This window comes from Qipengyuania polymorpha, assembly GCF_019711435.1.
Lineage (GTDB): Bacteria > Pseudomonadota > Alphaproteobacteria > Sphingomonadales > Sphingomonadaceae > Qipengyuania > Qipengyuania polymorpha.
The window spans coordinates 393,840-420,559 of the sequence record NZ_JAIGNK010000002.1; the positions used below are offsets into that span (position 1 = coordinate 393,840).

A 26,720-nucleotide genomic window follows, 5' to 3' on the forward strand; every position below is an offset into this window, starting at 1 on the left:
GACAGTTCAACTACGAAACACCCCTAAATAGGGGTTAAATTAACAGTTCTCTATTGCCTTGCACTCAGCGCCCGGGTCGCATGTCCAGCATTTCATCGCGGTGGTAGTCGACCAGGCCGGGGAAAGGCTGGATCCGTGAAATACGCTCGCCGAAATAGTTGGGCATGCGCTGGACCAGTTCGAAATCGGGTATGGTCAGCATCTCGAACGGAATGCGCGGGTCGATCACGTAATCGCTCGGTGGCTGGAGCATCATGCCGAAGCGTGTCGCCTGGTCGGTGCTGTTGCTGGAACCGGGATAGGCGGGCAGCGAATTCCCGCGTTCGTCGAGCCATGTCAGCCCGACGCGCACTGCCGTCACCATGCCAGCGCGGGTATTGAAGGCCATCGTGCCCATGCAGGCGCAGTCGCCCGCGCCCCCGGTCCCTACCCCGTAGAAGACATATTTGCCGACCGGCACCTCGAACAGCCAGAGCGAGAATTCCTTGCCGTTCGCGAACCGGTTTTGCGGTCCCACTGTAAACACACGCTGCGCTTCCAGTGCAGGCCAGGCGAAATTGGCATCGGTGGGCTCCACCGGCATTTCAGGTGCCGCCTCGCCCGTTGGCGATGCTTCCCAGCGCGCACGCCTTTCCTGATAGCGCTCCATTTCGCGGGCGAATTTCGCCTGCTTCTCGGCAAGCGCCGCCTGCCGCTGTTCTTCCCAATCGGCGCGCTCGGCATCGCTCGGCAGCGCCAGCCAGCGCGAAATGACCTGGCCCGGCGCCTCGACGAGCAGATAGGCCTTACTGCGATCGAGCGCGAGGTTCTTCACGTCGCCGAAGCGGCGAATTTCCAATGGTTCGCTCTCCTGCGCGGCAGCAGGGGTAGCCGTGAGCATGGCCGAGCCGAGCGCGGCGGCCAAAACGAGAAAGCGCTTCATAGTCCAAGGTCCTGCGTCGTGGGTCGTTCACCGGATGCCACCAGCGCCTGCTGCGCCAGTTTGCGTTGCCTGTCCTCTTCGACGACAGCGCGAGCGCCTTCTTCGAAATTGAAAGCTTCCCACAAGTCCTTGTCGAGACCGAAGCGCGCATAGCCCTTGTAGAACATGCAGCGGCGCATCGACACGCGGCGGGTCAGCCGGGCTTCCGCAGGGGCGAAAATCGCAGTTGCGAGGGCTCCGACGACAGCGCCGCCCACCTGACCGGCAAGCAATCCATATTGCGCACTGGCTGCAGCGGTGTCTGGATAAAACGAGGAGCGGGTCAGTCCCCGTGCCAAGCCGTCGCATTCGCGAAGGTCGCCCAATGCCTCGGCAAAACCCGTATCCGCGCGGTGGAAGTAGTAATACTTCTCGTAATTCTTGCGGTCGTCACGGTCCTCGACGAAATCGAGCACCGGTATTTGAATCTCGGACGGGTCGGGCACCCAGCCCATCCACTCCACATCGCTCGTAGGATCGGCCACCTTGCCCGGCACAGGATTTTCCTGCGCTGCGACGGGCAAGGCCGCGCATGCCAGCACGGCCGCGAATATGCGGTATTTCATCTGCGACCCCCAATTCCAATCGGGTGCGACCTTATGCACCCGACCGGATGGAGGCAAGCGTCAGCCGTCCAGCTTGGCCTTCAAGAGCTGGTTCACCACCGCCGGATTGGCCTTGCCCTGCATCGCCTTCATCGTCTGGCCGACGAAGAAGCCGAAGAGCTTGTCCTTGCCGCCGCGATATTCGGCGACCTTGTCCTCGTTCGCGGCGATGATCTCGTCGATCTTGGCCTCGATCGCGCCAGTGTCGCTCACCTGCTTGAGACCGCGCTCGTCAGCAATGGCTTCGGGCTCGCCGCCTTCCTTGAGGACGATTTCGTAGATCTCCTTGGCCTGGCCGCCGGAGATTTCGCCCTTGTCCTGCATGGCAAGGATGCTCGCCTGCGCCTCGGCCGTGGCGTTCGCCATGTTCGCGTCGTCACCCAGCGACTTGACCACGCCCGGCGCAACCGAGAGCGCCCAGTTGGCGACCTGCGTTGCAACCTTGGCCTCGGGCTTGCCGATTTTGGCGGCGGTTGCCGCAAGCAGCGTTTCGAAGCGGCCGAAGGTCTCGACCTCGGCAGTCAATTCGCGTGCGTTGTAGGGCGTGAGGCCCAGCTCGTTCTCGTACCGCGCGCGCTTGGCGTCGGGCAGTTCGGGAAGCGAAGCGCGGCATTCCTCGATGAAGCTGTCCTCCAGTTCCAGCGGCAGCAGGTCCGGATCGGGGAAATAGCGATAGTCATGCGCGTCTTCCTTCGAGCGCATGGTGCGCGTCGTGCCGGTACCGGGGTCGAACAGGCGCGTCTCCTGGTCGACCGTGCCGCCGTTTTCCAGAACGTCGACCTGGCGGTTCGCCTCATATTCGATGACCTGCATCACGAAGCGGACCGAGTTCACGTTTTTGGTCTCGGTGCGGGTGCCGAATTCCTCGCCCGGGCGGCGGACCGACACGTTGACGTCGGCGCGCATCGAACCTTCTTCCATGTTCCCGTCGCACGATCCGACATAGCGCAGAATGCTGCGCAGCTTGCGGACATAGGCACCCGCTTCGGCGGGGCTGCGCATGTCGGGCTTCGACACGATTTCCATCAGCGCGATGCCGACGCGGTTGAGGTCGACATAGGACATGGTCGGATGCTGGTCGTGCATCAGCTTGCCCGCGTCCTGCTCGACATGGATGCGCTCGATGCCGATGACCTTGTCTTCCGGGATGCCGGCCTTCTCGTCCGCCTCGATATGCAGCACGCCCTCCCCCACGATGGGGTGGTAGAGCTGGCTGATCTGGTAGCCCTGCGGAAGGTCGGCGTAAAAGTAGTTTTTGCGGTCGAACCGGCTCCATTTGTTGATCTGCGCCTCGATCGCCATGCCCGTGCGCACCGCCTGGCGGATGCACTCCTGGTTCGGCACGGGCAGCATGCCGGGCATCGCCGCATCGACGAGGCTGACCTGCGTGTTCGGCTCGGCACCGAAAGCGGTCGAAGCGCCGCTGAACAGCTTGGCGTTGGAAGTGACCTGTGCGTGGACTTCGAGGCCGATCACGACCTCCCATTCGCCCGTTGCGCCCTGGATGCGGTAAGTACTCATGTCGTCTGCTCCTCGCGGCGGATGTAGATCAGGTTTTCGCCCCTGATCAGCAGGTCGAAATCGCGCCTGCCCATTTCCGCCTGGAAATTCCTGCTCGTCCCCCTTGTGGGGAAAATGTGATCGTGCGGCTCGATATAGACGAGTTTCACCTCGTCGAGCCAGTCGGTGTTCGCCGCAAAAAGGTCGTCTTCAAAACCTTCGATGTCGACCTTCACCGCAAAAAGTTCGCCCTTGTCCACCATCGCCACACAATCGGCGGCAGTGACCACCCGGCAGCCGCTGTCGGCCCGGGTGGTGGTGACGGCAAAGGCTTCCGCCTCGCTGCCGACCGAGACATGGCCCGGCTCTCCGCCGATGGCTCCCTCGACCAAGGTGATGCGGCCGTGACCGGCGCAATTGGCCTGCGCCATCGCAAAATTGGCCGCGTCGGGCTCGACCGCGACGATATGCGCTTGCGGATACTCCTGCGCGAACCAGAGCGATGCAGGGCCGATATTCGCGCCCGCATCGACGATGACCGGCACATTGCCGCGCGCACGGATATCCGCTTCGTAACGCGCGGCGCGCTCGCGGTGCGCGGCCTGCGCAATGGCATATTGCCGGTCCCGCCAGACCTGCCTGACGACTTCGACATCGCTGCCGTTGGGACGCACGCGAATGCTCCCGCCACCCGCGAGCGGCAGGGTCGAGGACCCAAGCGCCGCACGCGCAGTGAAGGCCGGACCGCCGCGCAGCAGGTCCTTGGCAGTGGCAAGAGCCCTGCCCTTGAGCATTACCACCACTTCTCCGGCTGCGCCTCGAACCCGGCGCGCTGCTGGATGGCGAGGCCGGCGTTGAGCACGCCTTGCTCGTCGAAGGGCTTGCCGACCAGCTGGAGGCCGAGCGGCAGGCCGTCCGAATTGACCATGGCGGGCACGCTCATCGCAGGCAGGCCGGCGAGCGATGCGGGAACGGCGAAAACGTCATTCAGATACATCGTCAGCGGGTCTTCGTTTAGCGAACCCAGCGGGAAGCTGGCCGTCGGCGTCGTCGGCGCGAGAATTACGTCGCACTCGGCGAACGCCTTCTCGAAGTCCTGCGCCACCAGCGTGCGGATCTTCTGCGCCTGCGTGTAATAGGCGTCGTAGAAACCGGCGCTGAGCACATAGGTGCCGATGAGCACGCGGCGCTTCACTTCGTCGCCGAAACCGGCGGCGCGGGTGGCGGCGTACATGTCCTGCAGGCCAGCCCCATCGGGCAGATCGCGCAATCCATAGCGCACGCCGTCATAGCGGGCGAGGTTGGACGAGGCTTCTGCCGGAGCGATGATGTAATAGGCAGGCAGCGCGTATTTGGTGTGCGGCAGCGAGACGTCGACGATTTCCGCGCCAGCATCGCGGAGCATGGCCTTGCCCTGCTCCCAGCTGTCGAGGATCGCCTGGTCGGTGCCGTCCATGCGGTATTCCTTCGGGATACCGACTTTCTTGCCCTTGAGGTCAGCCGACAGCGCCGCTTCCCAATTGGGCACGTCCATCTGCAGGCTGGTCGCATCCTTCGGGTCGAACCCGGCCATGGCTTCGAGCATGATGGCGCAGTCTTCGACCGAGCGCGCCATCGGGCCTGCCTGGTCGAGGCTGCTGGCAAAGGCGACGACGCCCCAGCGGCTGCAGCGGCCATAGGTCGGCTTGATGCCGCAGATACCGGTAAAGGCGGCGGGCTGGCGGATCGAGCCGCCGGTGTCGGTGCCGGTTGCGGCGGGCGCGATGCGCGCGGCGACGGCGGAGGACGAACCGCCCGACGAACCGCCCGGGCTCATCGCGGCATTGGTGCCGTCCTTCTTCCACGGCGAGGAGACATTGCCGAAATAGCTGGTCTCGTTCGACGAACCCATCGCAAACTGGTCGAGATTGAGCTTGCCGAGCATGCCCGCGCCCGCATCCCACAGGTTCTGCGAGACGGTGCTCTCGTACTCGGGCTTGAAGCCTTCGAGGATGTGGCTGGCTGCGGTGGTCTGGACGCCCTTGGTGGCGAAAAGGTCCTTCATGCCGATGGGCACGCCGCCCATCTTGCCAAGGTCCTCTCCCTTCGCGCGCTTGGCATCCGTGGCATCTGCCGCGGCAAGCGCATGGTCCGGCGTTGTGACGATGAAGGCGTTGAGTTCGGCAGCAGCGGCAACGGCAGCGTTGAAGCTTTCCGCCACTTCGCGCGCGGTGAAGTCGCCGCCGGCCACGCCGTCACGGATGTCCTTCACGCCAAGCTGGGTAAAGTCGGTCATTATTCGATCACCTTGGGCACGCCGAAGAAGCCGTGTTCGGCTGCCGGTGCATTGGCGAGCACATCCTCGCGGCGGCCCCCGCTGGTTTCGGGGATGGCATCGACCACGTCGTCGCGCAGGCGCAAGCTGTTCGGGATGACCGCGGTCATCGGCTCGACGCCCGAGGTATCGACCTCGCCCAGTTGTTCGACCCAGTCGAGGATGTTGTTGAGTTCGGGGACCATCCGATCGAGTTCCTCGTCGCCCATCTTGATGCGGGCGAGCGAGGCGATCTTGGCCACTTCTTCGCGTGTGACTGACATGGCCAAGCGCCCTAGCCGCGCCGTGGATTCGCTTCAAGCGGCGATGGGCCGTGAAATGCTATTCGAACGGCCTGCCTGCGGGTTTCCCGTCGATATAGACGCGGCGGCCGGTCCATTCGCGGATTTCGACCGTGGAATCCGGTTTCTGAGTGGCTTTCAGATCGCCTTCTTCCATGGCCACTTCGACAGCGAGCACCTCGTCGGACTCGCTCTTCCCGCTGCGCAAGTCAAAGAAGTGCCGCTCAACCCTGCCGTTCTCGACGAAAGCGACTGTATGCTCATCCCTTTCGTTCCGCCCAAGGTCGAGAACCACGCAAGGGTCGTCACACAGCCATGACCTTTGTCTTATGCGCTCCAGCACAGCCTCCCGGAGAGCCTCGTCTTCGATCTGCACCCGGACATTGGCCAGCCGCTCGTCGCGCTCTTCGCTGGGTTCACGTCTGCGATAGCTGCGCACTTCCTCGTTGCGCGCTGCGGTAGCCAGTTCCGCTACCTTATCGTCACCGCTGCGGGTGAGCCGCTCCAGCGCCTCGCGCCCGGCATCGCCGAAATCCCAGCGCAGGGCGGTGAAGTCGAAATCCTCGACATCGACCTTGCCTGCCTCGAGCCGGGCAATCTGGTCGCGCGCCGAGATGGCGCCGAAGTCGAGGACGGGCAGCGCGAGCAGAAACGCCACCACGCAGGTGCCCACGGCAAGATGCAGGTTCGCGGTTCGCACGCGCTCCATCCAGTGCGCCATCCGCCCGCGGATGGGGGCAACAAAATAGGCCACGCCATAGGCCACCGCCACCACGATGGCGACGAGGCCCCAGATGCGTTCGGGACTGAGCCCGTATTCGGCAATCCGCGTGCCGGTCGATGCCGCGGCCATGATGCCGAGCGGCAGGATACCCAGCGCCAGCACCAGCGCCGCCCAGCGCATGACGCGGCTTCCGCTCGCCTCATCGTCTCTGTTGCGGACGACCGAATTGACGAGGACGAAGCTAGCCGCCGCACAGGACAGAAGGAGCGGCGTCGGGCTGCGGGTTGCGCCCCAGAGCACGTCCAGCCCACTCACCAGAACAGCGAGGATGAAGATGACGAGCGCCGCAGCGAAGGGCACCGCAATGAGCGAGAAGACGAGCATCACCACCGATTGCATCGTGCCGATGATTTTCAGCTGGTTCCGCAGCACGCCAAATGCCGCTCCGAAAGTCACGCCCGCAAATGTCGCGGTGAACCAGTCGTCACGCAGCAATTCGCGCAGGAGCGTGATGTCGATGGTCGCGAACAGCTCGGAGAGCAAATACGCCAGCAGCAGGGAAAGCAGGAAGAAGGCCAGCGCCCCTGCCGCGCTGATGGCATCGGTCCAGACGTGGAAATGCGTTTCCTCGTAGGGCGTGCGCCAGAGCAGCTTGTAAAAGTGCGACTGGAACAGAGGGATGGCGAGCACCACCGAGACCACTCCGGCGGCCATCCAGTAACCGGCGTCCGTATAGTGGTCGCCCGCGCTCTGGGCGCGCCAGGCTATTCCCGCCATCACCAGTCCGGCGAGCAACGAGAACAGCAGCGGACGTTGCCACTCCTTGGGATCGATGGTGAAAGCCAATGCGCCGAAGCCGAAGAACACGAAGGCCCCTGCTGCGGCACGCCACGGCACGAATTCTGCGCGCGACACGTCGGTGAAAAACCAGACGAGCAGGCCCGCCAGACCGAGCAATCCTGCCAGCACCCATGGGCGCAGGGACCAGTCGGTCTGCTGAGTGGCTGCGGCTTCGGTCACGGCTAATCCTCCCTCTTTCAAGGAAGGGCTAGCCGATGATCCTTACCCGCGCATGGCCGCGCAGGCATCAAACGGTGGAAAGTTACTCGACCGGTGCTGGTGCGCCCTCGGTCGCCTGTTGCTGCTGCATTGCGCCCATCATGGCCTGGAGCTGCTGCATACGCCCCTCCGCTTCTTCGCGGCTCAGGACACCGTGCACGGTAACCTCGAAGATAAGGTCGCTGTTCGGTGGTATTGACGACCCGGCGCGTGGGCTAGCCCCGTAGGCTTCGTCGGAAGGAATCTCTATGCGATACTTCCCGCCATCGCGCGTACGCATCAGGCCATTGAGGAAGCCTGGAATAAAGGCGCCCTCCTCGAGGACAATAGGAGTTCCATCGGGAAACACTCCCGGCGGGAAGGGACTGGCGGGCGAGCGTTCGAATACGGTTCCGTCGGACAATGTCCCGACATAATCCACAAACACAATATCACCCATCTGCGGTGCCCGTCCGCTGCCTTCAGTCAGCGTTTCGACCTCGAGCATCTTCGGCGCTGCCGCCCATGCCAGACCGCCACCCAGCAGGATGGCGACGATAACCCCGAGCCAGAGCTTGGTCAGCGACCCCTTCTTGATGGGCTGCAGCGGAACGCGGGTAATATCGGTCATGGTGAACTTGTCCTGATACGCAAAGGGCGCGGATTTCTCCGCGCCCTCATGGCTTAGCTTAGGTGCTGGTGCAACGCGGTTTTGAGTTTTCGGCCCGTCCGGGCGCAAAACCGCTGCACACTTTTGCTGACGGCTCCTTACTTGATGCCGTCACGCTCCATACGCTTGCGCTCGAGCTTGCGTGCGCGGCGAACGGCGGCAGCCTTTTCGCGGGCGCGCTTTTCGCTCGGCTTTTCGAAGTGGCGACGCAGCTTCATTTCGCGATACACACCTTCACGCTGCAGCTTCTTCTTGAGCGCGCGCAGGGCCTGGTCGACATTGTTATCGCGAACGATGATCTGCATAAATTCAAACACCTCAACTTGCGGGCCAGAGCCCGGCGAAGCGGGTTTTGCCTCCGTAAAATGGTTTCGCCTGATAAACGAAAAACGCGCCGAATCCGTTCCGGACCGGCTCGAACGAGGGCGCACATAAGGATTCGGGCGCCAAAAGGCAACCCACTAACGGGCGCTTTCGTAATTGCCTTACTATCGCTAGAGGGGCGGCAATGTCTACCCTTTCAACCTCTGTCGCCACGCTGCACGTCGCCCTCGGCGGTGCAGCCGGAGCGGCGCTGCGCTATCATGTGGGACGCGCGATGACGCAATGGCTCGGCGCGCCCATCATCGGCGCTTTCCCCTTCGCCACGCTCGCCGTGAACGCCGTCGGGAGCCTGCTGATGGGCGTGCTCGCCGGATGGCTGGCACGGAGCGGCGGCGCCAATTCGGACCAGCTGCGCCTGCTGCTGGGCGTCGGCCTTCTCGGCGGCTTCACCACTTTCAGCGCCTTCAGCCTCGAAATGGTGCTGATGATCGAGCGCGGACAATATCTTTTCGCCTCGCTCTACGCCGTGCTCTCCTTCGCACTGGGCATCTCCGGGCTGATGATGGGGCTCGGCATAATGAGAATAGCATCGTGAAAACCTCCGACGAAGTCCGCAATTTCACTGTCGAAGCCGATGACGACGGCATCCGCCTCGACCGTTGGTTCAAGCGGCACCTGCCGCAAATCGGCTTCGGCACGGTCAGCAAATGGGCGCGCACCGGGCAGATCCGTGTCGACGGCAGCCGCGCGAAGCCCGACGACCGGCTCGCCCAAGGCCAGCAAATCCGCGTGCCGCCGGGCGGCGATGCGCCGCACAAGACGCCCAAGCCCAAGCGCGAGCTGACCAAGGCCGAGGTCGAGGCTGCAGAGGCCATGCTCATCAAGCAGACCAAGAGCGCGCTGGTGATCAACAAACCGCCGGGCCTCGCGACGCAGGGCGGGACCAACACCTTCAACCACGTCGACGGCCTGCTCGATGCTTATATGGAAGAGGGTGACGAGCAGCGCCCGCGCCTCGTCCACAGGCTCGACAAGGATACCTCCGGCGTGCTGCTGGTGGCGCGCACTCCGGGCAGTGCGGCGTTTTTCTCCAAGCGCTTCTCGGGCCGCAGCGCCAAGAAGATTTACTGGGCGCTGGTGGTCGGCGTGCCCGACATCAAGGAAGGTGTCATCGAGGCCCCGCTCGCCAAGCAGCCCGGTTCGGGCGGCGAGAAGATGCATGTCGACCACGAAGGCGGCGCACCCGCCAAGACCAAGTATCGCGTCGTCGACAGCGCGGGCAAGAAAACCGCGTGGCTCGAACTCCAGCCGCTGACAGGCCGCACCCACCAGCTGCGTGTCCATTGCGCCGCGATGGGCCACCCCATCGTGGGCGATGGCAAATATGGCGGGAAGGAAAGCTTCCTCACCGGCTCGGTCAGCCGCAAGATGCACCTTCATGCGCGTCGTCTCATCATCGACAGTCCTGATGGCGGGAAGCTCGACGTGACTGCCGACCTGCCCGAGCATTTCGCGGCCAGCATGGAGCAGCTGGGCTTCGACGAGGGCAAGAGCGACGCCACGCCCATGCGCGACGACCCGCCGCCCAAGACGCGCGAGGAAAAGAAGCAACAGGCCCGCCAGCACGCCAAGAACTACAAGAAATCGCAGCGCGGCCCGCGCCGTGCTCGGGGCGGTGCGAGTGGCAAGCCGAAGGGCCGGGGCAAGAAGAAGTGACCCGCGTCGTCATCTTCGATTGCGACGGCACGCTGGTCGACGGGCAGGCCGCGATTTGCGACACGATGGACGAGGCCTTCGCCGCGGCAAAGCTGCCCGCGCCCGACCGCAACGAAGTGCGCCGGATGGTCGGGCTGAGCCTGCCGCAGGCGCTGCGCCTGCTCGCGCCCGATGCGGACGAGGAAAAGCATGCCGTCGCGCTCGAAGCCTACAAGTCGGGTTATCGCGAGCGGCGCATGTCCGGTACGCTGGAAGAGCCGCTCTATGACGGCATGGCGGCACTCATCGAGCGGCTCGCCGAAGCGGGCTGGCTGCTGGGCGTGGCGACGGGCAAGAGCGACCGGGGTCTTCATGCCTGTCTCGACACGCATGGCATCAAGCACCGCTTCGTGACGCTCCAGACCGCCGACCGCCATCCTTCCAAGCCGCATCCGGCGATGCTCGAAGAGGCTTTGGGAGAAGCAGGTGCAGAGGCTGCAAACGCAGTGATGATCGGCGACACGACCTTCGACATCGAGATGGCCCGCGCGGCCGGCGTGCGCGCCATCGGTGTCGCTTGGGGCTATCACGAACCGCGCGAACTCATCGCGGCGGGCGCGGTAGGTGTGGCGCAAACTATGGAAGAACTTGAGGACCTTATAAATGGCTGAGCCAGACCCCGCTGCGCGCCGTTTCTGGATAATCCAGCTCGCCCGTTTCGGTGCGGCCATCATGGTGGTGTTCGGCGCGCTCATCATCGGCAGGCTCATCGATGTGCCGCAAGCCGTCGGCTATGTCCTGCTGGTCATCGGAGCGGTCGAATTCTTCCTCGTGCCCAACCTCCTCGCCCGCAAATGGCGCAGCCCGAAATCATGAAGCGTTTCTACAAGGATGTGAGTGTCGCGAAGACCGAGCTCGGCTGGACTATCGCGCTCGACGGGCGGCCGCTGAAGACACAAGGTGGCCAGCCGCAAGTGCTGCCGAGCGAAAGGCTGGCGGAAATGCTCGCCGAAGAATGGCGCGCGCAGGGAGAGGAAATCGACCCCGCCGCATTCCGTTTTCGCGATATGGCCGATTATGCGCTCGACGTGGTGGCGAAGGATACATCCGCGCTGGTCGAGAAATTGCTCGGCTATGCCGAGACCGACACGCTGTGCTTCCGCGCCGACCCCGAAGATGCGCTCTACCGACGCCAGCAGGAGGTGTGGGAGCCGATCGTGCTGGGCATGGAGGCGCGCGAGGATGTGAAGCTGCACCGCATCAGCGGCATCCTTCACCGCCCGCAGACCGAGGAGACCCGCGCGCGGCTCGCCAATAGGCTCGACACGCTCGACCCCTTCACGCTCGCCGCGCTCGAACAGACCACCTCGCTCGCCGCATCCCTGTGCATCGGGCTGGAAGCACTCGAGCCGCATGCCGACGGCGAGGCGCTGTGGGATGCGGCCAATCTCGAAGAAGATTGGCAGGCAGAGCTGTGGGGCCGCGACGAGGAGGCCGAGGAACGCCGCGCCAAGCGCAAGGGCGATTTTCTGGCCGCAATAGAGTTTACGCGCGCCGCGCGCGCTTTAACCTAAAGCCGTAAAGCTTCGCTCAGCACTCTTTCCTACCCTTTGCACACCACATTCGGGTGAAACGAGGGCCAGGCACATGACGCTGAGCAGGAATGTCCGCATCGCAAGCTGCACGCTGGTGCTCTGCGTCCTCGCATTGCTCGCGCCCGCCTATGCCCAGTCGCCCGAGCGCAGTTTCCTCTATTGCGTCGCCTCCGCATCCGAACCCGGCGGCAAGGCCTATTTCACCGGCGTCTATCCCGGCACATGGGAGCAATCGGCGGACGACGAGGAAAGCTATTTCGGCCACGTCTCAGCCAAACTGGACGACGGCGTGGAGCGCAGCACGACCTATTGCTACGTGCTCGACAGCTTCGACGAAGCCGGCCTCGACCGCGACGAGGGCAAGTCGATGGTCAGCAAGCAGGGTTGGGAGCCGGTGGACGTCACCTGGCGACCTTAATCGGCGGGCACTTCCCAAGGACCGAAGGTAATTTCGACCCGGCGATTTTCCCGCATCGGGACATCCGGACCTGTGCTTTTACGAAGACGGTTCGGACCGTAAGAAACCGCGTGGGTCATCTCCTCGGCAAAGCCAAGCTCCCGAAAGAGGTCTCGCACCCGGTCGACCCGCTTATCGCTCATCTCCACCGTTTCCGCCGTGTCAGAATGACCCTCAATTCTGACTTTCGAATATTTACAAACTTGCGCAGCGTCTTTCGCATAGGCCAAGATTTCCCTCGCCTCGTCACCAATGGACGCTGAGTTTTGGTCGAAAAAAATCACGTATGGCCCAGCGTCGCAGGAAAAAGCATTCGCCGCTTGAGACGAGAGGAGCGCGCCGACCAGAACGAGGCAGTTAGCGAGTGGATATTTCTGTCCACTCTTGGCCATTATTAGCTAACCCAGTCCGCCACCTGTGCGGCCACATCATTGGCCGCCTGGTTGAGCGCCGGGCCCACACTCGCGACATCGGCTGCAACGCCCGGCACGACGGCCTCGAAGCGGCGAGTGGTGACGGACGAACCTTCACCGGGACGCACGGCATCGAACACGACCACCACGCTGCTCGTCCGCGCGTCATAGCCGAACTGGCGCATCGTGCCGGTCAGGCGGTTGTCGGCGAGCACGCCGGGATCATCGCCATCGACCACCACGCGGTTCGAGCGCGTACGGATGGTCTCGGCAATCAGGCGGCGGAACAGGCGGGCAGGCTTTTCGACCCACACCGCGTCTTTCAGATAGGCGAGCTCGGTGTCGGTCACCTGGACCGGCACGCGGGTCACGTCGAGCGCGCTGGGCGCTTCGAATTCCTGCAGTACGATGGCCGTGCCCGCCGCGCTCGAGGCGCCGCTTCCGGCAGGAGCGGTCGCAGCAGGCGTGAGCGTCAGCAGGCTCGGCGGCGGTTCGCTGCCGAAGGAAATGCAGCCCGACAGCAGGAGCGCGGGAGCAAGGATGGCGAGGTGAAGCTTCTTGGTCATCGCTCTGTTACCCAATCTCAAGGCTCGTACTCGGGCAGCGGCTGCCCTTCGAGGAGCGCGCCGGCGCCCTTCTCGTCCAGTTTCTCGGTCACGTCGCGCAGCGCCTTGCTGGTTGCGCGAAGGTCGCGCAGCGTGGCTTCGGCGGCGGGCAGCGTGCTTTCGGTGAGTTGCTTGGTCGCCGGACGCGCTTCTTCGAGCAGGCCGCCCAGCTCTTCCGATGCATCGCCCGCCTGCTTCAGCGTCACACGAAGTTGCTGCGCCAGCTGCGCGCCTTCCTGGTTGAGGATGCGGTCGGTCGAAGCCGTGACCTTCTCGAATTCGTCCAGCGCTTCGGAAGCTTCACGCAAGGTCACCTGCAGTTCGGCCATGGTCGCCTCGAATTGCGGCGCCGCCTGCGCAAGGTCGGCCGTCATCTGGTTGGTGTTGGCAAGGATGCCGGCAATCTCGCCCTGGTTGTCCTCGTCGAGCAGCTGCGTCAGCCGCTCCGTCAGAGTGGCCAGCCGTTCAAGGAGCAAGGGCGCGTTCGAGAGCAGTTCTCCCAGCCCGCCGGGCTTGGGCGGGATGATGGGCACGCCTTCGGTACAGGCGGTCGTTTCGCAGGAAATCGGCGGAGCACCGCTGCGCGCGCCGTCGAGCAGGATGGTCGATACGCCGGTAAAGCTGCCCTGGATGGTTGCCGTGGTGCCGACGAGGATGGGCACTTCTTCCTTCACGCTGATGCGCACGCGGACGTATTCGGGATCCTTGTCCCACAGCACGATCTGGCTGACCTGTCCGACCGGGACACCCGCAAAGGCGACCTGGCTGCCGTTGGCAAGGCCCGACACGCTTTCCTTGAAGAAGATGTCGTATTCCTTCTGCGCGCCTTCGCCCCAGCGCGCGATCCAGACGATGAACAGCGCCAGCGCTGCCAGCACTGCGAGCGTGACCGCCCCCACCCAAACGTAATTTGCCCGCGTTTCCATTCGCTAAGCCTTATCCTTGCCCGCAGGCGGTTTGTCCAACGCTTTGACTGCATGGGCAGCAACCGGCATGTCCATGTGCTTGCGCAATTCGTCGAGTGCCTGTGCGGTCAGCGCGGCGCGTCCACGCGGGCCGTTGAAATATTCCTGTATCCAGGGATGGTCGAGTTCCATCAGCTTGGGCACCGTGTCGACCGCGATCACCCGCTTGTCGGCCAGCACCGCGACACGGTCACAAATCTCGTGCAGCGTATCGAGGTCGTGGGTGATGAGGAAGACGGTGAGGCCCAGCGTTTCCTTCAGTTCGCGCGTGAGGTTGTCGAAGGCCGCCGCGCCAATGGGGTCGAGGCCTGCAGTCGGCTCGTCGAGGAACAGCAGTTCGGGGTCGAGCGCCAATGCGCGGGCAAGCCCGGCGCGTTTCTTCATCCCGCCCGAAAGCTCGCTCGGGAACTTGTTGACCGCATCTTCGGGCAGGCCCGAGAGCAGCACCTTGTAGCGCGCGATTTCGTGGCGCAACTCGTCCGAGATATCGGGGTAGAACTGCTTTAGCGGCACCTCGACATTTTCGCCCACCGTCAGCGTGGAGAACAGCGCCCCGCCCTGGAACAGGACGCCCCAGCGATCGCGCACACCGATGGCCTCGTCGGGCTCGGCATCGATGATCGACTTGCCGAAGACCTGAACATCGCCCGCGCTGGGCGGCTGCAGGCCGATGATCGAGCGCATCAGCACCGACTTGCCCGTACCCGAGCCGCCGACCACACCGAGGATCTCGCCGCGGCGCACCTTGAGGTCGAGGTCCTGGTGCACGACGTGGTCGCCGAACCGGTTCTCCAGCCCTTCGACCACGATGGGGTAATCGCCCCTGAAGCGCTGGGGGCCGGTGGCGGTATCCCTTTCCTCGCCCATCAGCCCCACCCCAGTTCGGTGAAGAATACCGCGAAGAAGGCATCGAGCACGATCACGGCGAAGATCGCCGCCACCACGGACAGCGTGGTGCGCCGGCCGACCTCTTCCGAATTGCCCTTGACCTGCATGCCGTTGTAGCAGCCCGCCAGCCCGACGATGAGCCCGAAAACCGGTGCCTTGATGAGCCCGACCCACACGTCGTAGGTCGGCACCACTTCCTGGATGCGCGACAGGAAAGTCCAGAACGGAATGCCGAGCATCAGGTCGCCCACCACCGCGCCGCCGATGATCGCCAGACACGAGGCGTAGAAGCCCAGCAACGGCATCATGAGCACTGCAGCAAGGATACGCGGGATGACCAGCGCCTCCATCGGCGAAATGCCGATCGTGCGCATGGCATCGACCTCTTCGGTCAGTTTCATCGTGCCGAGCTGCGCGGCAAAGGCGCTGCCAGAGCGGCCCGCGACCATGATCGCGGTCATCAGCACGCCCAGTTCGCGCAAGGTGATCCGGCCGACGAGGTTGATCGTCAGCGTCTCCGCCCCGAACTGCGCCAGCTGGACCGCGCCCTGCTGGGCAATGACGATGCCGATAAGGAAGCTCATCAGCCCGATGATCGGCAGTGCGGAAACCCCGACCAGCTCGACCTGGTGAACCAGTGCGACCATGCGGAAGCGGCGCGGGTGCCGGATGAGGGTGCCAGCCGAAATCAGCAGTGCGCCAAGGAAGCTGACGACGCCCGTGGCACCGGTCCGCGCATTGAAGACCTTCTCGCCCATCGCCTCGGGCACCCGCTTCCACACCGGCAGGCGGGGAGCGGCAAGTTCCTGTTCGCTGTCCATGCCGGTCAGCGCGCCCAGCAGGCGCTGCGCCCGCTCGCTCGCCCCGGTAATCTCTGCCCCGTGCGAACTGGCAAGACTGCAGGCCAGCCACGCGCCGACCGTATCGATTTCGGAAACGTCCGACAGATCGACCCGGCTCAGGGGTTCTTCCATGTCGCGCAGGTCGTCATCGATCGCGCCGACGGTGGACACGAGATAGGGTCCGGACAGTGCCAGCACTGTGCCCCCATCGCCCCTTTGCAACTCGTATTCTGCCAAGCGTGTCATTCGTGCTCGCGGTATGCGTGGAAATGCCACGCTAAACAAGCGCGTATCACTTCGCATCCCCTACGGCGTTGCATCGCACAATTTGCGCTGGCATGGGCGTTCGTCATGAGCACCGAGCTATCCAAGACTTTCGACCCCGCCGATATCGAGCAGCGCTGGTATGCGCATTGGGAGGAAAACGGCCTGTTCCGCCCTGAGCGGCCCGACGCCGAGCCCTTCACCATCGTCAACCCGCCGCCCAATGTGACGGGTTCGCTCCACATCGGACACGCGCTCGACAACACGCTGCAGGACGTGGTCATCCGCTATGAACGCCTGCGCGGCAAGGATGCGCTGTGGGTGGTCGGCACCGACCATGCAGGCATCGCCACGCAAATGGTGGTCGAACGCCAGATGGAGGCGAAGCAGGACAAGCGCACCAATTACAGCCGCGAGGATTTCGTCGGCAAGGTGTGGGAATGGAAAGAGGAAAGCGGCGGCCAGATTACCCGCCAGCTGCGCCGCCTCGGCTGTTCGATGGACTGGTCGCGCGAACAGTTCACGATGGACGAGCATTTCTCGAATGCCGTGCTCAAGACCTTCGTCGACCTCTACAATGACGGCCTCATCTACCGCGACAAGCGGCTGGTGAACTGGGATCCGAAACTGAAAACCGCCATTTCGGACCTCGAAGTCGAGACCACCGATGTGAAGGGCGGCTTCTGGCACTTCAAATATCCGCTCGAAGACGGCGTTACGCTCGACGATGGCCGCGATTATATCGAGGTCGCCACCACGCGCCCCGAAACCATGCTCGCCGATATGGCAGTGGCGGTGCACCCCGATGACGAGCGCTACAAGTCGGTCGTCGGCAAGTATGTCGTGCTGCCCATCACCGGACGCCGCGTGCCGGTGGTGGCGGACGAACATGCCGACCCCGAACTGGGCTCGGGCGCGGTGAAAATTACGCCGGGTCACGATTTCAACGATTTCGACGTGGGCAAGCGCGCAGGCTTCGCTGCAGGCGAGATGCTCAACATGCTCGATGCCGAGGCGAATGTCTGCCAGACCGCCGACGGGCTGGTGCCGGAGGAATTCCTCGGCCTGCACCGCTTCAAGCGCGACGGTGTGGATGGCGCGCGCGAACTGGTGGTCCAGCGCCTTAAGGAACAGGGCTACCTCATCCCGCATATCGCCAAGACCAAGAAGGGCGAGGAACAGGAACTCGACGCAGAACCGCGCACCATCGCGACGCCCTTCGGCGACCGCGGCGGCGTGGTCATCGAGCCGTGGCTGACCGACCAGTGGTATGTCGATGCCGAAAAGCTCGCCCGCGCACCCATCGCGGCGGTGAAGGACGGGACCATCGAAATCGTCCCGAAGAGCTGGGAGAAGACTTTCTTCAACTGGATGGAGAACATCCAGCCCTGGTGCGTGAGCCGCCAGCTCTGGTGGGGTCACCGCATCCCGGCTTGGTATGACGCCGAGGGCAATGCTTACGTCGCGATGACCGAAGAGGAAGCGCAGGCAAAGGCCGGTGACGGCGTTTCGCTCACCCGCGACGACGACGTGCTCGACACGTGGTTCTCTTCCGCGCTCTGGCCCTTCGCCACGCTCGGCTGGCCCGAGAAGACCGACCTGCTCGACAAGCATTACCCGAACAATTTGCTGATCTCGGGCTTCGACATCCTGTTCTTCTGGGATGCGCGCATGATGATGCAGGGCATGCACCTGACCGGCAAGGCGCCGTGGCCGCGGCTGTATCTCCACGGGCTGGTCCGCGCCGCCGACGGGGCGAAGATGTCGAAGTCGAAGGGCAATGTCGTCGACCCGCTCGGCCTCATCGACCAGTACGGTGCCGATGCGCTGCGCTTCTTCATGTCGGCGATGGAAAGCCAGGGCCGCGACATCAAGATGGATGAGCGCCGCGTCGAGGGCTATCGCAATTTCGCAACCAAGCTCTGGAATGCGACGCGTTTCTGCCAGTCGAACGGCATCGGCGCGAGCACCAGCATCGCCGCCCCTGCTGCCACGCAAGCGGTGAACAAGTGGATTATCGGCGAGGTCGTCGAGACCAAGAATGCCCTCGAACAAGCGATGGCCGACCTGCGTTTCGACGCCGCCGCGAACACCATCTACCACTTCGTGTGGGACCGCTTCTGCGACTGGTACATCGAGCTCATCAAAGGCAATTTTGACGAGGAAACCAGGGCCGTCGCCGGCTGGGCGCTCGACCAGATTCTCGTCATGCTGCATCCCTTCATGCCCTTCATCACTGAAGAGCTGTGGTCGAAGCAGGGTGACCGCGCTGATTACCCGCTCATCACCGCAAAATGGCCTGAGCCCGAGGCCGAAGTGGATGCAGACGCCAAGGCCGAAATCGACTGGCTCATTGCGCTCACCAGCGCAGTGCGCACAGCAAAGAACGAACTCGGCATCGCGCCGGGCGCGAAGCTGGAGGCTTACTGCCCCGCCCCGTCCACTCTCGGCCGCAAGGTCGTCGAGGAAAACGCTGCCGCCATCGAACGCCTCGCGCGCCTCACGCCGGTCCATTTCGCCGAAGCCCCGGGCGGCGCGGCAATGCAGGTGGCAGCGGGCGAGGATGGCTTCATCATCCCGCTCGAAGGTATCATCGACATCGAGGCGGAAAAGGCGCGCCTGACCAAGGCGCTCGAAGCCTCGGCCAAGGAAGCCAAGTCGCTCGAGGGCCGCCTCGGCAACGCCAATTTCGTCGAACGCGCCAAGCCCGAAGCCGTCGAAAAGGCCCGCGCCGACCACGCCCATCACACGGCGGAAATCGAGCGGTTGCAGGCAGCACTGACGCGGCTGGGCTGACATGAGCCTCGTCCTCGCCACCGATGACGACGGCGGGCCGGAGATTTTTGCTTCGGTCCAGGGCGAGGGTCCGAGTGCAGGCATGCCGGTCGCCTTCATGCGGCTGTCGCGCTGCAACCTTGCTTGCGTGTGGTGCGACACCGCCTACACCTGGCATTTCGAGGGCGACAACCGCCCGCACCGCGATGGCATGACCTTCGAGCGCAAGGCGAACCAGCTCACGCTGGACGAGGAAGAAGTCGTCGCGCGCATCACGCGGCTAGGTCAGGACCGGCTCGTCATCACCGGCGGCGAGCCGCTGCTGCAGGCCCCTGCGCTGGCGAAATTGCTCGACCTGCTGCCGGACATCTCGGTCGAGATCGAGACCAACGGGACCACCAAGGCCCCTCCCCGCCTCGATATCCGTATCGACCAGTTCAACGTCAGCCCCAAGCTTTCGCATAGCGGCAATCCAGCGGACTTGGCGCTGCTCCCCGAACGGCTCGACGCCTACGCCACCGACCCGCGTGCGTGGTTCAAATTCGTGATTGCCGAGCCCTCGGACGTCGACGAGGTTCTCGCGCTACGCGACCGCTACCGCTTCAAGCCCGGCCACGTTTTCCTGATGCCCGAAGGCACCGACAGCGAGACCTTGCGCGAACGGGAAAAATGGCTTGCGGACCTGTGCCTCAAACACGGGTTCCGAATGAGCGACCGCCTGCACATCCACCTGTTCGGTGATACCAGGGGGACTTAACGCGATGACGCGCGTCCGGGCTGCGACTAGCAGCCCGCAAGGGCGACCGCCCGCCCGCAGCGGGTGCAGCTTGCTGCACGAATAGCGAGGACGAACCCGCGGAGGCGGGTTCGAAAAACAAGAGTCAGCCCTGACTACGCCAGCGCTGCACGGTGCGCAGGACGAGGTCTTCCTCGCCGCCGGGGTTGTTCCACTGCTCGATGAAGCTGGGGTCTTCCGATGCCGGGCGCTTCACTTCCTCGAGGTTGTCGAAGCTCACGCGGATCGGAATGGCGACACCTTCGCCGCAGACGATGCACTCGCGGTTGCGCAGCGCCGGAATGGCGTCGAGGAAGCCGCGCGCCCCTTCGGGCATGGCGGCGCGCACGAAATCCTGGTCGCGGTCGTTGTTGAGGCGCATCGAGATGATCGTGCCGCACTGCGACAGCACGCCTTCCGCCAGGTCGGACGGGCGCTGCGTAATGAGGCCCAGCGAGATCCCGTATTTACGGCCTTCCTTGGCGATACGGCCGAGGATGGTGCCGACCGAGTTGCCATCGGCATTCTTCTCGTTCGGCACGTAACGGTGCGCTTCTTCGCAGACCAGCAGGATCGGCACGGTCTTGTCGTCGCGGCCCCAGATGGCAAAATCGAAGACGAGGCGGCTGAGCACGGCGACCACGGTTGCGGTAATATCCGAAGGCACACCCGACACGTCGATGATCGAAATCGGCTTGCCGTTCGAGGGCATGCGGAAAATCTTCGAAATGAAGTCGGCCATGGTGTCGGCCACCAGCATGCCTGAGAACATGAACTGGTAACGCGGGTCGGCTTTCAGCTCGTCGAGCTTGTTCTTGATGCGCATGTAGGGCGCGGAATTGGTCGCCTTGTCGAGCTTGCCCATCTGGTCCTGGATCTCGTTCGAGAGGTCGGACAGCAAATAGGGAATGGGCGAATCGACGGTGATCTTGCCCATCGTCTGGGCGAGCTTGCTCTTGCTGCGCGCCTTCAAGAGGCACTTGGCGAGGATGTCGCTGTCGACCTGGCGTTCGTTGCCGCTGCTGGTGAGCAGCACTTCGCAATGCTCCTCGAAATTCATGATCCAGTAGGGCATCTGGAGGTTCGACACGTCGAGGATGATCCCGGTCTGCCGGAAAGCGGCCGAATATTCGCCGTGAGGGTCGATCATCACGATATGGCCTTCGGGCGCGGCCTCGCAAATGCGGTGCAGGATCAGCGCGGCGCTGGTCGACTTACCCGTACCGGTCGAACCCAGCAGCGCGAAATGCTTGCCGAGCATGGCATCGACATAAAGGCCGGCGCGGATGTCCTTGGTGGGATAAACCTTGCCGATCGTCACCGAGCTGCGACCGTCGCTGGCGTAGACCTGCTTGAGGTCGGGCGTGGAAGCGGGATAGACCATCGCGCCCGGCACCGGATAGCGGGTCACACCGCGGCGGAAACCATGGAGCTTGCCGGTAAGCTTCTCCTCGATGCCTTCACCGAGAAAGTCGATATTGGCGAGGATGCTGCCGGCCTTGCGGTCCTGCTTCTGGTTGCGGACGCTGGCAATAAGCCAGCTTTGCCCGACACGGATCTTGATCTGGCTGCCGACCTGGCCTGCCATGGCGACCGAAGGATCGCTGTCCTCGCTGCATTCGTTGAGGCGCTGCAGGTCGATGGCGATCATCGAACCGGAGCCTGCAATTTCGAGCACCACGCCGATCGGTTGCATGGCGTTGTCGCTGACTGGCTGCTCTTCCTTTACGGGTTCTGGCTCGGGCTTGGGCTCGGGCTTGGGCGCGAGTTCCGAAGGGCGCGGCGGGGCTTGGCCGAGACGCGGCTCGGATGTCGGCGCCGCCGGGCGGGCTACGGGCGCATCCTGGCGCGCCTGCACTTGCGGCTCGGGCTGGAAGCCGGGTTGCGGAGCGGGCTGCTGGGCAACGGGTTCCGGCTGGGCGTCGGCTTGCGGCTGGTGGACATAGCCCGAGCGCGAAACTCCGCCCTGCTGGGCAGGAGGCGCTTCGCTTTCGGCGGAACGGCGGATGCGATCGCGCAAGTTGCGCCGCCCGGCTTCTTCGCCCTGCATCTGGCGCGAACCGCCGAAAGAACCGTAATTGCCGTTACCCGTATCGCTCATTGAAAGCCCCAAAGCCCGTTAGATTTCACGCATAAGCGTAGGGCTGGGGTGATGGCGGAAAAGGGTTAAAATCGGGTCAACGATGATGGCGGGCGATGCCCCCTAGAGCCGCGCGAACAGGCGGCCCGCGCCCCAGCCCATGAGCACCGAGAGCATCACCGCAAGGGCCCCGTAGAGCAGCCCGAAATTCTGCGAGAAATATTCGACCTCGCGCTCCAGCCCCACTTTGCGCACCTCAACCTGCGATTCCGCCGAGGCGATGACACGCCCCTGGGTCACGGCGAAGGTTTCCGCCGTATAGGTTCCCGTCGTGACGTTGGAAGGCAGGGAAATGCGGGCCTGGTAGAGTACGCTCTGCGTGATCGTCACGCCGTTCATGTCTTCCTTGTAGAGGCCCTGCCTCTGCTTGAGGTCGACCAGCCCGTCGCGGAAGCGGCGCTGCTCGACAGGATCGATGTTCCCGCTCGGGGAAAGCTGGATATAGCCCGTGCCGAATTCGTAGATCGCGGCGGTCTTCTCGTCGACGATCTGGCCGATGGGGCGCGAGGACGCGACCGCGAAGAAGCTGGGGACCGACCTGAGATCGGTGCTTTGCGCATTGACCCAGACCCCGGCGAACCGTTCCTTTTCGCGCAGGCGGATCGGCTCGCTCGGGCCTTTCAGGACCACGACGATATCATAACCCTGCCCGGCCCTCCCGGCCGGGTCCAGCACGGCCCCGAACAGCAGCAGCTCGGTACCGGTGAAGCCCTGCCGTACCTTGACGTCATGCTGCGAAACCTCGGGCACGAGCAGGGCATCGCGCTGGCCCATCAGCGCGAGGGCTGCAAGCAGGAGGAAGGCCCACCTCACAGCGGGTAGACCGTGTAGATTTCGTCGGGCTGGTAAAACAGGCCGAGCAGCATGCGGAAGGCGATGGCCAGCACGATCGCGGCCAGGACGAGGCGCAGGATTTCAGGCTTGGCCTTCACCGCCAGTTGCGAGCCGAATTGCGCGCCGGTCACCGAGCCGATGAGCAGCAGCGCGACAAGAATGATGTCGACCGCGCGCGTCGTCAGCGAATGCATGATCGTGGTCGCGATGGTGACGAAGAGGATGTTGTAGAGGCTGGTGCCGACAACGACATTCGCGCTCATGCCGAGAATGTAGAGCATGGCGGGCACGAGGATGAAGCCGCCGCCCACCCCCATCAGCATCGTCAGTATACCCACGGCAACGCCGACCAGCGCCGGAGCGAGCGGGGAAATATAAAGGCCCGAGCCGTAGAAGCGCCAGCGCCACGGCAGGCTCGCAACCAGCGGATGATGACGCCTGCGTGCCGCCTGCCTGTTCCCCGTCCCGCGCAGGAGCTGGAGCGATTCCCTCGCCATCAGCAATCCGATCGAGCCGAGCAGCACCACGTACAGCGCGTTGATGACCACGTCGATCTGGCCGATGGACCGGAAGAAGCGGAACAGCAGCGCGCCGATACCGGCACCGATGATGCCGCCGCCCACCATGACGCTGCCCATGCGGTAATCGACGCCCTTGCGCTTGCTGTGCGCGATGACGCCCGACACGCTTGCGCCGGTTACCTGCGTCGAAGCCGAGGCTGCGGCGACCGTCGGCGGGATGCCGTAAAAGATCAGCAAGGGGGTCGTCAGGAACCCTCCGCCAACGCCGAACAGGCCCGACAATACTCCCGTAAGCGCGCCAAGGGCCACGATCCAGAGACCGTTCACCGACAGATTGGCGATGGGGAGGTAGACGTCCATGAACCGCCCCTATCGCAGCAGGGCGGTGTATAAAAGCAGAACTGCCCTCAAAATTCCTCCGTGACAGGCGGCTCACTCGGGGCTGCTACGGGCAGCGGCACGGCAGCTTCGAAATCGCCCGATGCATCCATCCAGAGAGCATTATGGGCCGCTGCTGCCGGAAGCGGGTCGAAACCATTTTCCAAGTGAGCAGGTGGTGGTGCCTCGAGAGCAGCCGGCTCTTGCGTTGCAGGTGCCGGCTGGGGTGCTTGCGGCTCTACGGTTTCGCTGCCTGCCACCGTGGGCTGGTCCTGTTCTGCGGCCCGAAGCGCCATCTGCACTGCGGGGTCGTTCTGGGCGGGAGCGCCGCTTTCAACTTCCGGCCAAGCGGTAAGGACAGCGAGGCGAAGACCAATCCATGAGAAACCGAGCGCCGCAAGGAAGGCCAGCGGACGGCCGCGCCTGGTGACATCGCGAGTGCTCATGCAGCCCGCTCCTTTAACGCGGCCAGCGCCGGATGGGCGCGGTGGCTGGTCTTGTCCCACACCACCGGCGCGCCGCGCAGCGTGCGCAGATAAGCGGCCAGCGCCCTGCGCCCGCTCATGATGGTGATGATGTTCGATACCACGACCCGCGGAATGGCGAGCAGGCCCTGTTTCAATCCATATTCGCGCCCCGTAAAGACAGCGCGCAAGAAGAGCCGCCATGCCAGACCGACAAAGGTAACAAGCAACAGCGCGCCGAGAACCGGCGAAGTCTTCTGCGGGCTGACGAGGCCCATGTCGGCTGCCAGATGCATCGCCATGGCGAGCGCCATCGTGACATAGGCAATCAAGAGAAGGATGGCGGCCAATGGGCCCCGCCGGTCGCGCAACGTCATCCAGCGCTGCGCGAGCGAACCGCCCCATCCCAGTCGGTCCCAACCCTGCAGGGCAATACCATGCGTCCAGCGGGTCTTCTGGCGAACCGATTGTTCGAGTTCATCGGGGAAATAGGCACGCGTGGCGACGAGCCTTCCCTCGTTCGTGCGGACGCGAAGGTAACGGCCCTTCCCGCCCAATGCGTGGACCTCGAGGCCGAGTTCGTAATCTTCGGTCAGGCTGCCTTCGGGGAATGGCCCGGTCGCTCCGTCCTTCACCAGCCTGTCGAGCATGGGGCGCGCAAAGGCGCAGCCGACACCCGCGCCCGGAATTGCGGCCCCCAGATGCTGGCGCACCGCCATGACCTTGGCATGTGCCTCGGCGAACTCATCCGAATAATGGCTCGCTATCCAGCGGGAATCCGACGGCGGCAGGGCCATCACGGGCAGCTGGACGAAATCGCTGTTCCAGACCGCGAAGTCCATCAGCGGGAGCGCGGCCGCATCGATCATGTCCTCGGCATCGTGGAGCACGACCATGTGCGCCCTGTAACCGCAGCGCGCTTCGTCGGTGCGCAGGGCATCATACAGGCGGTTGAGGCAATGCGCCTTCGAGGTCGGTCCGTCCTCTCCGACGATGACCACGCGCACCCGTTCGTCGCCGCGCGATGCCGCCATGACCGAGGCAATCGTGTGCGGGTCGTTGCGATAACATCCGACATAGATGCGCAACTCGTCCTGCGGCCACGAAGCGAGCGCATGAGCCAGCGTCGGCCCGATGACGGCATCTTCCTTCCACGCGGGGATGAACACGGCAGCCATGCCGGAGAGCTGCTGGCGCGCAAGGCTGTGCTCGTCGACCCGCGGCGTACGCATCCCTCCGGTCAGGCGGTTCCAGAAATACACCGCATCGACCGCAAATTCGTCGAGCATGCCGATGGCGAAGAACACCGCCGCGAACAGCAGCAGTTCGTTCTGTAGCGCGAAAATCGCCTCCGCGGCGATGATATGAGGTGCTTGCAACCCTTTTTCCCCCCGCGAAGGTCCTAACGCGGCCAATCGGGACTTGCAACGCGCTATGCTTTGCGAAAAAGAGCGCAGCGACATGACCGAACGCCCCTCTGCATTCCGCCTCGTCTTTGCCCCCGTCCGCGCGCTGTTCGTCAGCGACGCTTCGGCAGGCATCTTGCTCATCCTCGTGGCCGTGGCCGCGATGCTGGCGGCCAATTCGCCGTTTGCAGACGAGTACCAGCAGCTGTTCTACGGCAAGCTGCCATGGACGCCCATCCCCAAGCTTTACGACCTGCACCTGTGGATCAACGATGGCTTGATGGCGATTTTCTTCTTCGTCGTGGGCCTCGAGGTGAAGCGCGAGTGGATTGAGGGACAACTCAGCACGTCGCAGCAGCGCAAGCTGCCCATCCTTGCAGCTGTCGCGGGCATGGCTGTGCCCGCCCTCTTCTACGTCGGTGTGGTCGGCGGAGATTCCGAACTCTTGCGCGGCTGGGCCATCCCGGCAGCAACCGACATCGCCTTTGCGATGGGCGTCCTCGGCCTGCTCGGCAATCGCTGCCCGGCATCGCTTCGCCTGTTCCTGCTGACCGTTGCCATCGTCGACGATATCGGGGCGGTGGTCGTCATCGCCGCGTTCTACACCGAGGAAATCAAGCTCTTGTGGCTCGGCGCCTCGGCGGTTGTCGTAGGTGTGATGTACGCGATGAACAGGATGGGTGTGAGCCGTTACTGGCCGTTCGTCCTGATGGCGCTGGTCTTATGGGTCTTCGTGCTCTTCAGCGGCATCCACGCCACCATCGCCGGTGTCGTCGCTGCGCTTTGCATCCCCATGGTCGGCAAGGACGACGAGACCATGGTCGAGAAGATGGAGCACGGCCTCGCCCCGTGGAGCGCCTATCTCATCGTGCCGGTATTCGGCTTCGCCAATGCCGGCGTGCCGCTGGCAGGCATCGGCATGGAAGGCGTGCTGGCGCCGCTCCCGCTGGCGATTGCCGCGGGTCTCTTCCTCGGCAAGCAGGTGGGCATTTTCTCGGCGATATGGGTCGCCGACCGGATTGGTTTCGCCCCGCGTCCGGACAATGCCAGCTGGCAGGAAATCTGGGGTGTCAGCATCCTGTGCGGTATCGGCTTCACCATGTCGCTGTTCATCAGCGGGCTGGCCTTCACCGGGCAGCCGCTGTTCATCAACGAGGCGAAGATCGGCATTCTCGGCGGTTCGCTGCTCTCGGCGATACTGGGCTATGCAGTGCTCAGGCTGTCGACCGAACACCCCGACGACGCCAAATCGCCCTACGTAGATTGAGGAATATGAGCCCCGGCAG

The 26,720-nt window shown here is 63.9% G+C and carries 28 protein-coding genes; 9 read left to right on the top strand and 19 right to left on the bottom strand.

The window, feature by feature from the left end; translation table 11 throughout:
* Positions 1 to 64: 64 nt before the first annotated feature.
* The 9 genes from K3152_RS07210 to rpsU form a co-directional block, all read right to left on the bottom strand.
* Positions 65 to 922, bottom strand: a complete 858-nt coding sequence (locus K3152_RS07210) for a hypothetical protein (protein ID WP_221573431.1) — start codon at positions 920 to 922, stop codon at positions 65 to 67.
* On the bottom strand, positions 919 to 1,527 hold the full coding sequence (locus K3152_RS07215; RefSeq protein ID WP_221573432.1) for a hypothetical protein: 609 nt from the start codon (positions 1,525 to 1,527) through the stop codon (positions 919 to 921). Before K3152_RS07215 ends, K3152_RS07210 begins: the two co-directional genes overlap by 4 nt.
* Positions 1,528 to 1,587: 60 nt before the next feature.
* Positions 1,588 to 3,087, bottom strand: coding sequence for an Asp-tRNA(Asn)/Glu-tRNA(Gln) amidotransferase subunit GatB (gene gatB / locus K3152_RS07220; RefSeq protein WP_221573433.1), 1,500 nt, complete (start codon positions 3,085 to 3,087; stop codon positions 1,588 to 1,590).
* Positions 3,084 to 3,860 (bottom strand): FkbM family methyltransferase, encoded by a 777-nt coding sequence (locus K3152_RS07225; protein ID WP_221573434.1) that lies wholly within the window; start codon positions 3,858 to 3,860, stop codon positions 3,084 to 3,086. Before K3152_RS07225 ends, gatB begins: the two co-directional genes overlap by 4 nt.
* Positions 3,860 to 5,341, bottom strand: a complete 1,482-nt coding sequence (gene gatA / locus K3152_RS07230; RefSeq protein WP_221573435.1) for an Asp-tRNA(Asn)/Glu-tRNA(Gln) amidotransferase subunit GatA — start codon at positions 5,339 to 5,341, stop codon at positions 3,860 to 3,862. Before gatA ends, K3152_RS07225 begins: the two co-directional genes overlap by 1 nt.
* Positions 5,341 to 5,643, bottom strand: coding sequence for an Asp-tRNA(Asn)/Glu-tRNA(Gln) amidotransferase subunit GatC (gatC, locus tag K3152_RS07235; protein WP_040965000.1), 303 nt, complete (start codon positions 5,641 to 5,643; stop codon positions 5,341 to 5,343). The genes gatA and gatC overlap by 1 nt, the downstream gene beginning before the upstream one ends.
* 58 nt (positions 5,644 to 5,701) lie before the next feature.
* On the bottom strand, positions 5,702 to 7,405 hold the full coding sequence (locus K3152_RS07240; protein ID WP_221573436.1) for a DUF4153 domain-containing protein: 1,704 nt from the start codon (positions 7,403 to 7,405) through the stop codon (positions 5,702 to 5,704).
* An 82-nt stretch (positions 7,406 to 7,487) separates the two neighbouring features.
* On the bottom strand, positions 7,488 to 8,054 hold the full coding sequence (locus K3152_RS07245) for an FKBP-type peptidyl-prolyl cis-trans isomerase (protein ID WP_221573437.1): 567 nt from the start codon (positions 8,052 to 8,054) through the stop codon (positions 7,488 to 7,490).
* A gap of 137 nt (positions 8,055 to 8,191) precedes the next feature.
* The gene (rpsU, locus tag K3152_RS07250; protein ID WP_040965003.1) at positions 8,192 to 8,398 is read right to left on the bottom strand and encodes a 30S ribosomal protein S21; all 207 of its coding nucleotides are present in this window, start codon (positions 8,396 to 8,398) and stop codon (positions 8,192 to 8,194) included.
* Between the two features lie 203 nt (positions 8,399 to 8,601).
* On the opposite strand from rpsU, the gene crcB reads away from it, so the two are divergent.
* The 6 genes from crcB to K3152_RS07280 all read left to right on the top strand — a co-directional run bounded on the left by crcB (position 8,602) and on the right by K3152_RS07280 (position 12,125).
* Positions 8,602 to 9,012, top strand: a complete 411-nt coding sequence (gene crcB / locus K3152_RS07255; protein ID WP_221573438.1) for a fluoride efflux transporter CrcB — start codon at positions 8,602 to 8,604, stop codon at positions 9,010 to 9,012.
* Positions 9,009 to 10,133, top strand: coding sequence for an RluA family pseudouridine synthase (locus tag K3152_RS07260; RefSeq protein WP_221573439.1), 1,125 nt, complete (start codon positions 9,009 to 9,011; stop codon positions 10,131 to 10,133). Before crcB ends, K3152_RS07260 begins: the two co-directional genes overlap by 4 nt.
* Positions 10,130 to 10,783 (top strand): HAD-IA family hydrolase, encoded by a 654-nt coding sequence (locus K3152_RS07265; protein WP_221573440.1) that lies wholly within the window; start codon positions 10,130 to 10,132, stop codon positions 10,781 to 10,783. Before K3152_RS07260 ends, K3152_RS07265 begins: the two co-directional genes overlap by 4 nt.
* Entirely contained in the window at positions 10,776 to 10,988 is a 213-nt protein-coding gene (locus K3152_RS07270; RefSeq protein WP_221573441.1) for a hypothetical protein, read from the top strand. Before K3152_RS07265 ends, K3152_RS07270 begins: the two co-directional genes overlap by 8 nt.
* Positions 10,985 to 11,686 (top strand): ATP12 family chaperone protein, encoded by a 702-nt coding sequence (locus K3152_RS07275; RefSeq protein ID WP_221573442.1) that lies wholly within the window; start codon positions 10,985 to 10,987, stop codon positions 11,684 to 11,686. Before K3152_RS07270 ends, K3152_RS07275 begins: the two co-directional genes overlap by 4 nt.
* A 73-nt stretch (positions 11,687 to 11,759) precedes the next feature.
* Positions 11,760 to 12,125 carry a hypothetical protein gene (locus K3152_RS07280; RefSeq protein ID WP_221573443.1) on the top strand — a complete coding sequence of 122 codons (366 nt, stop codon included), beginning with the start codon at positions 11,760 to 11,762 and terminating at the stop codon, positions 12,123 to 12,125.
* On the opposite strand, the gene K3152_RS07285 is transcribed toward K3152_RS07280, so the two are convergent.
* Genes K3152_RS07285 through K3152_RS07305 form a run of 5 tightly spaced genes read right to left on the bottom strand, consistent with a single transcriptional unit; the run spans position 12,122 to position 16,123 of the window.
* A complete protein-coding gene (locus K3152_RS07285) occupies positions 12,122 to 12,556 on the bottom strand; it encodes an OmpA family protein (protein WP_221573444.1) in 435 nt (144 codons plus the stop codon). The genes K3152_RS07280 and K3152_RS07285 overlap by 4 nt on opposite strands.
* A 2-nt stretch (positions 12,557 to 12,558) precedes the next feature.
* Complete coding sequence (locus K3152_RS07290; protein WP_221573445.1) at positions 12,559 to 13,143, bottom strand: ABC-type transport auxiliary lipoprotein family protein; 585 nt, start codon at positions 13,141 to 13,143, stop codon at positions 12,559 to 12,561.
* A gap of 17 nt (positions 13,144 to 13,160) precedes the next feature.
* Positions 13,161 to 14,108, bottom strand: a complete 948-nt coding sequence (locus K3152_RS07295; RefSeq protein WP_221573446.1) for an MlaD family protein — start codon at positions 14,106 to 14,108, stop codon at positions 13,161 to 13,163.
* A 3-nt stretch (positions 14,109 to 14,111) separates the two neighbouring features.
* A complete protein-coding gene (locus K3152_RS07300) occupies positions 14,112 to 15,014 on the bottom strand; it encodes an ABC transporter ATP-binding protein (RefSeq protein ID WP_221573447.1) in 903 nt (300 codons plus the stop codon).
* The gene (locus K3152_RS07305) at positions 15,014 to 16,123 is read right to left on the bottom strand and encodes an ABC transporter permease (protein ID WP_221573448.1); all 1,110 of its coding nucleotides are present in this window, start codon (positions 16,121 to 16,123) and stop codon (positions 15,014 to 15,016) included. The genes K3152_RS07300 and K3152_RS07305 overlap by 1 nt, the downstream gene beginning before the upstream one ends.
* Positions 16,124 to 16,228: 105 nt before the next feature.
* On the opposite strand from K3152_RS07305, the gene K3152_RS07310 reads away from it, so the two are divergent.
* Positions 16,229 to 18,937, top strand: coding sequence for a valine--tRNA ligase (locus K3152_RS07310; protein ID WP_221573449.1), 2,709 nt, complete (start codon positions 16,229 to 16,231; stop codon positions 18,935 to 18,937).
* 1 nt (position 18,938) lies between these two features.
* Positions 18,939 to 19,673, top strand: a complete 735-nt coding sequence (locus K3152_RS07315; RefSeq protein WP_221573450.1) for a 7-carboxy-7-deazaguanine synthase QueE — start codon at positions 18,939 to 18,941, stop codon at positions 19,671 to 19,673.
* 124 nt (positions 19,674 to 19,797) lie between these two features.
* Here the strand turns inward: K3152_RS07315 and K3152_RS07320 are convergent, their stop codons facing one another.
* From K3152_RS07320 to K3152_RS07340, 5 genes are all read right to left on the bottom strand, one after another.
* Complete coding sequence (locus tag K3152_RS07320) at positions 19,798 to 21,792, bottom strand: ATP-binding protein (protein ID WP_247713259.1); 1,995 nt, start codon at positions 21,790 to 21,792, stop codon at positions 19,798 to 19,800.
* A gap of 102 nt (positions 21,793 to 21,894) precedes the next feature.
* A complete protein-coding gene (locus K3152_RS07325; protein WP_221573721.1) occupies positions 21,895 to 22,605 on the bottom strand; it encodes a TIGR02186 family protein in 711 nt (236 codons plus the stop codon).
* A 35-nt stretch (positions 22,606 to 22,640) separates the two neighbouring features.
* Complete coding sequence (locus tag K3152_RS07330) at positions 22,641 to 23,546, bottom strand: sulfite exporter TauE/SafE family protein (RefSeq protein ID WP_221573451.1); 906 nt, start codon at positions 23,544 to 23,546, stop codon at positions 22,641 to 22,643.
* A 47-nt stretch (positions 23,547 to 23,593) separates the two neighbouring features.
* Positions 23,594 to 24,010: a hypothetical protein gene (locus K3152_RS07335; protein ID WP_221573452.1), complete on the bottom strand. Its 417-nt coding sequence runs from the start codon at positions 24,008 to 24,010 to the stop codon at positions 23,594 to 23,596.
* On the bottom strand, positions 24,007 to 25,407 hold the full coding sequence (locus K3152_RS07340; protein ID WP_247713260.1) for a glycosyl transferase family protein: 1,401 nt from the start codon (positions 25,405 to 25,407) through the stop codon (positions 24,007 to 24,009). The genes K3152_RS07335 and K3152_RS07340 overlap by 4 nt, the downstream gene beginning before the upstream one ends.
* An 82-nt stretch (positions 25,408 to 25,489) precedes the next feature.
* Between K3152_RS07340 and nhaA the strand changes: the two genes are divergently transcribed.
* The gene (gene nhaA / locus K3152_RS07345) at positions 25,490 to 26,701 is read left to right on the top strand and encodes a Na+/H+ antiporter NhaA (protein ID WP_221573454.1); all 1,212 of its coding nucleotides are present in this window, start codon (positions 25,490 to 25,492) and stop codon (positions 26,699 to 26,701) included.
* Positions 26,702 to 26,720 lie beyond the last annotated feature (19 nt).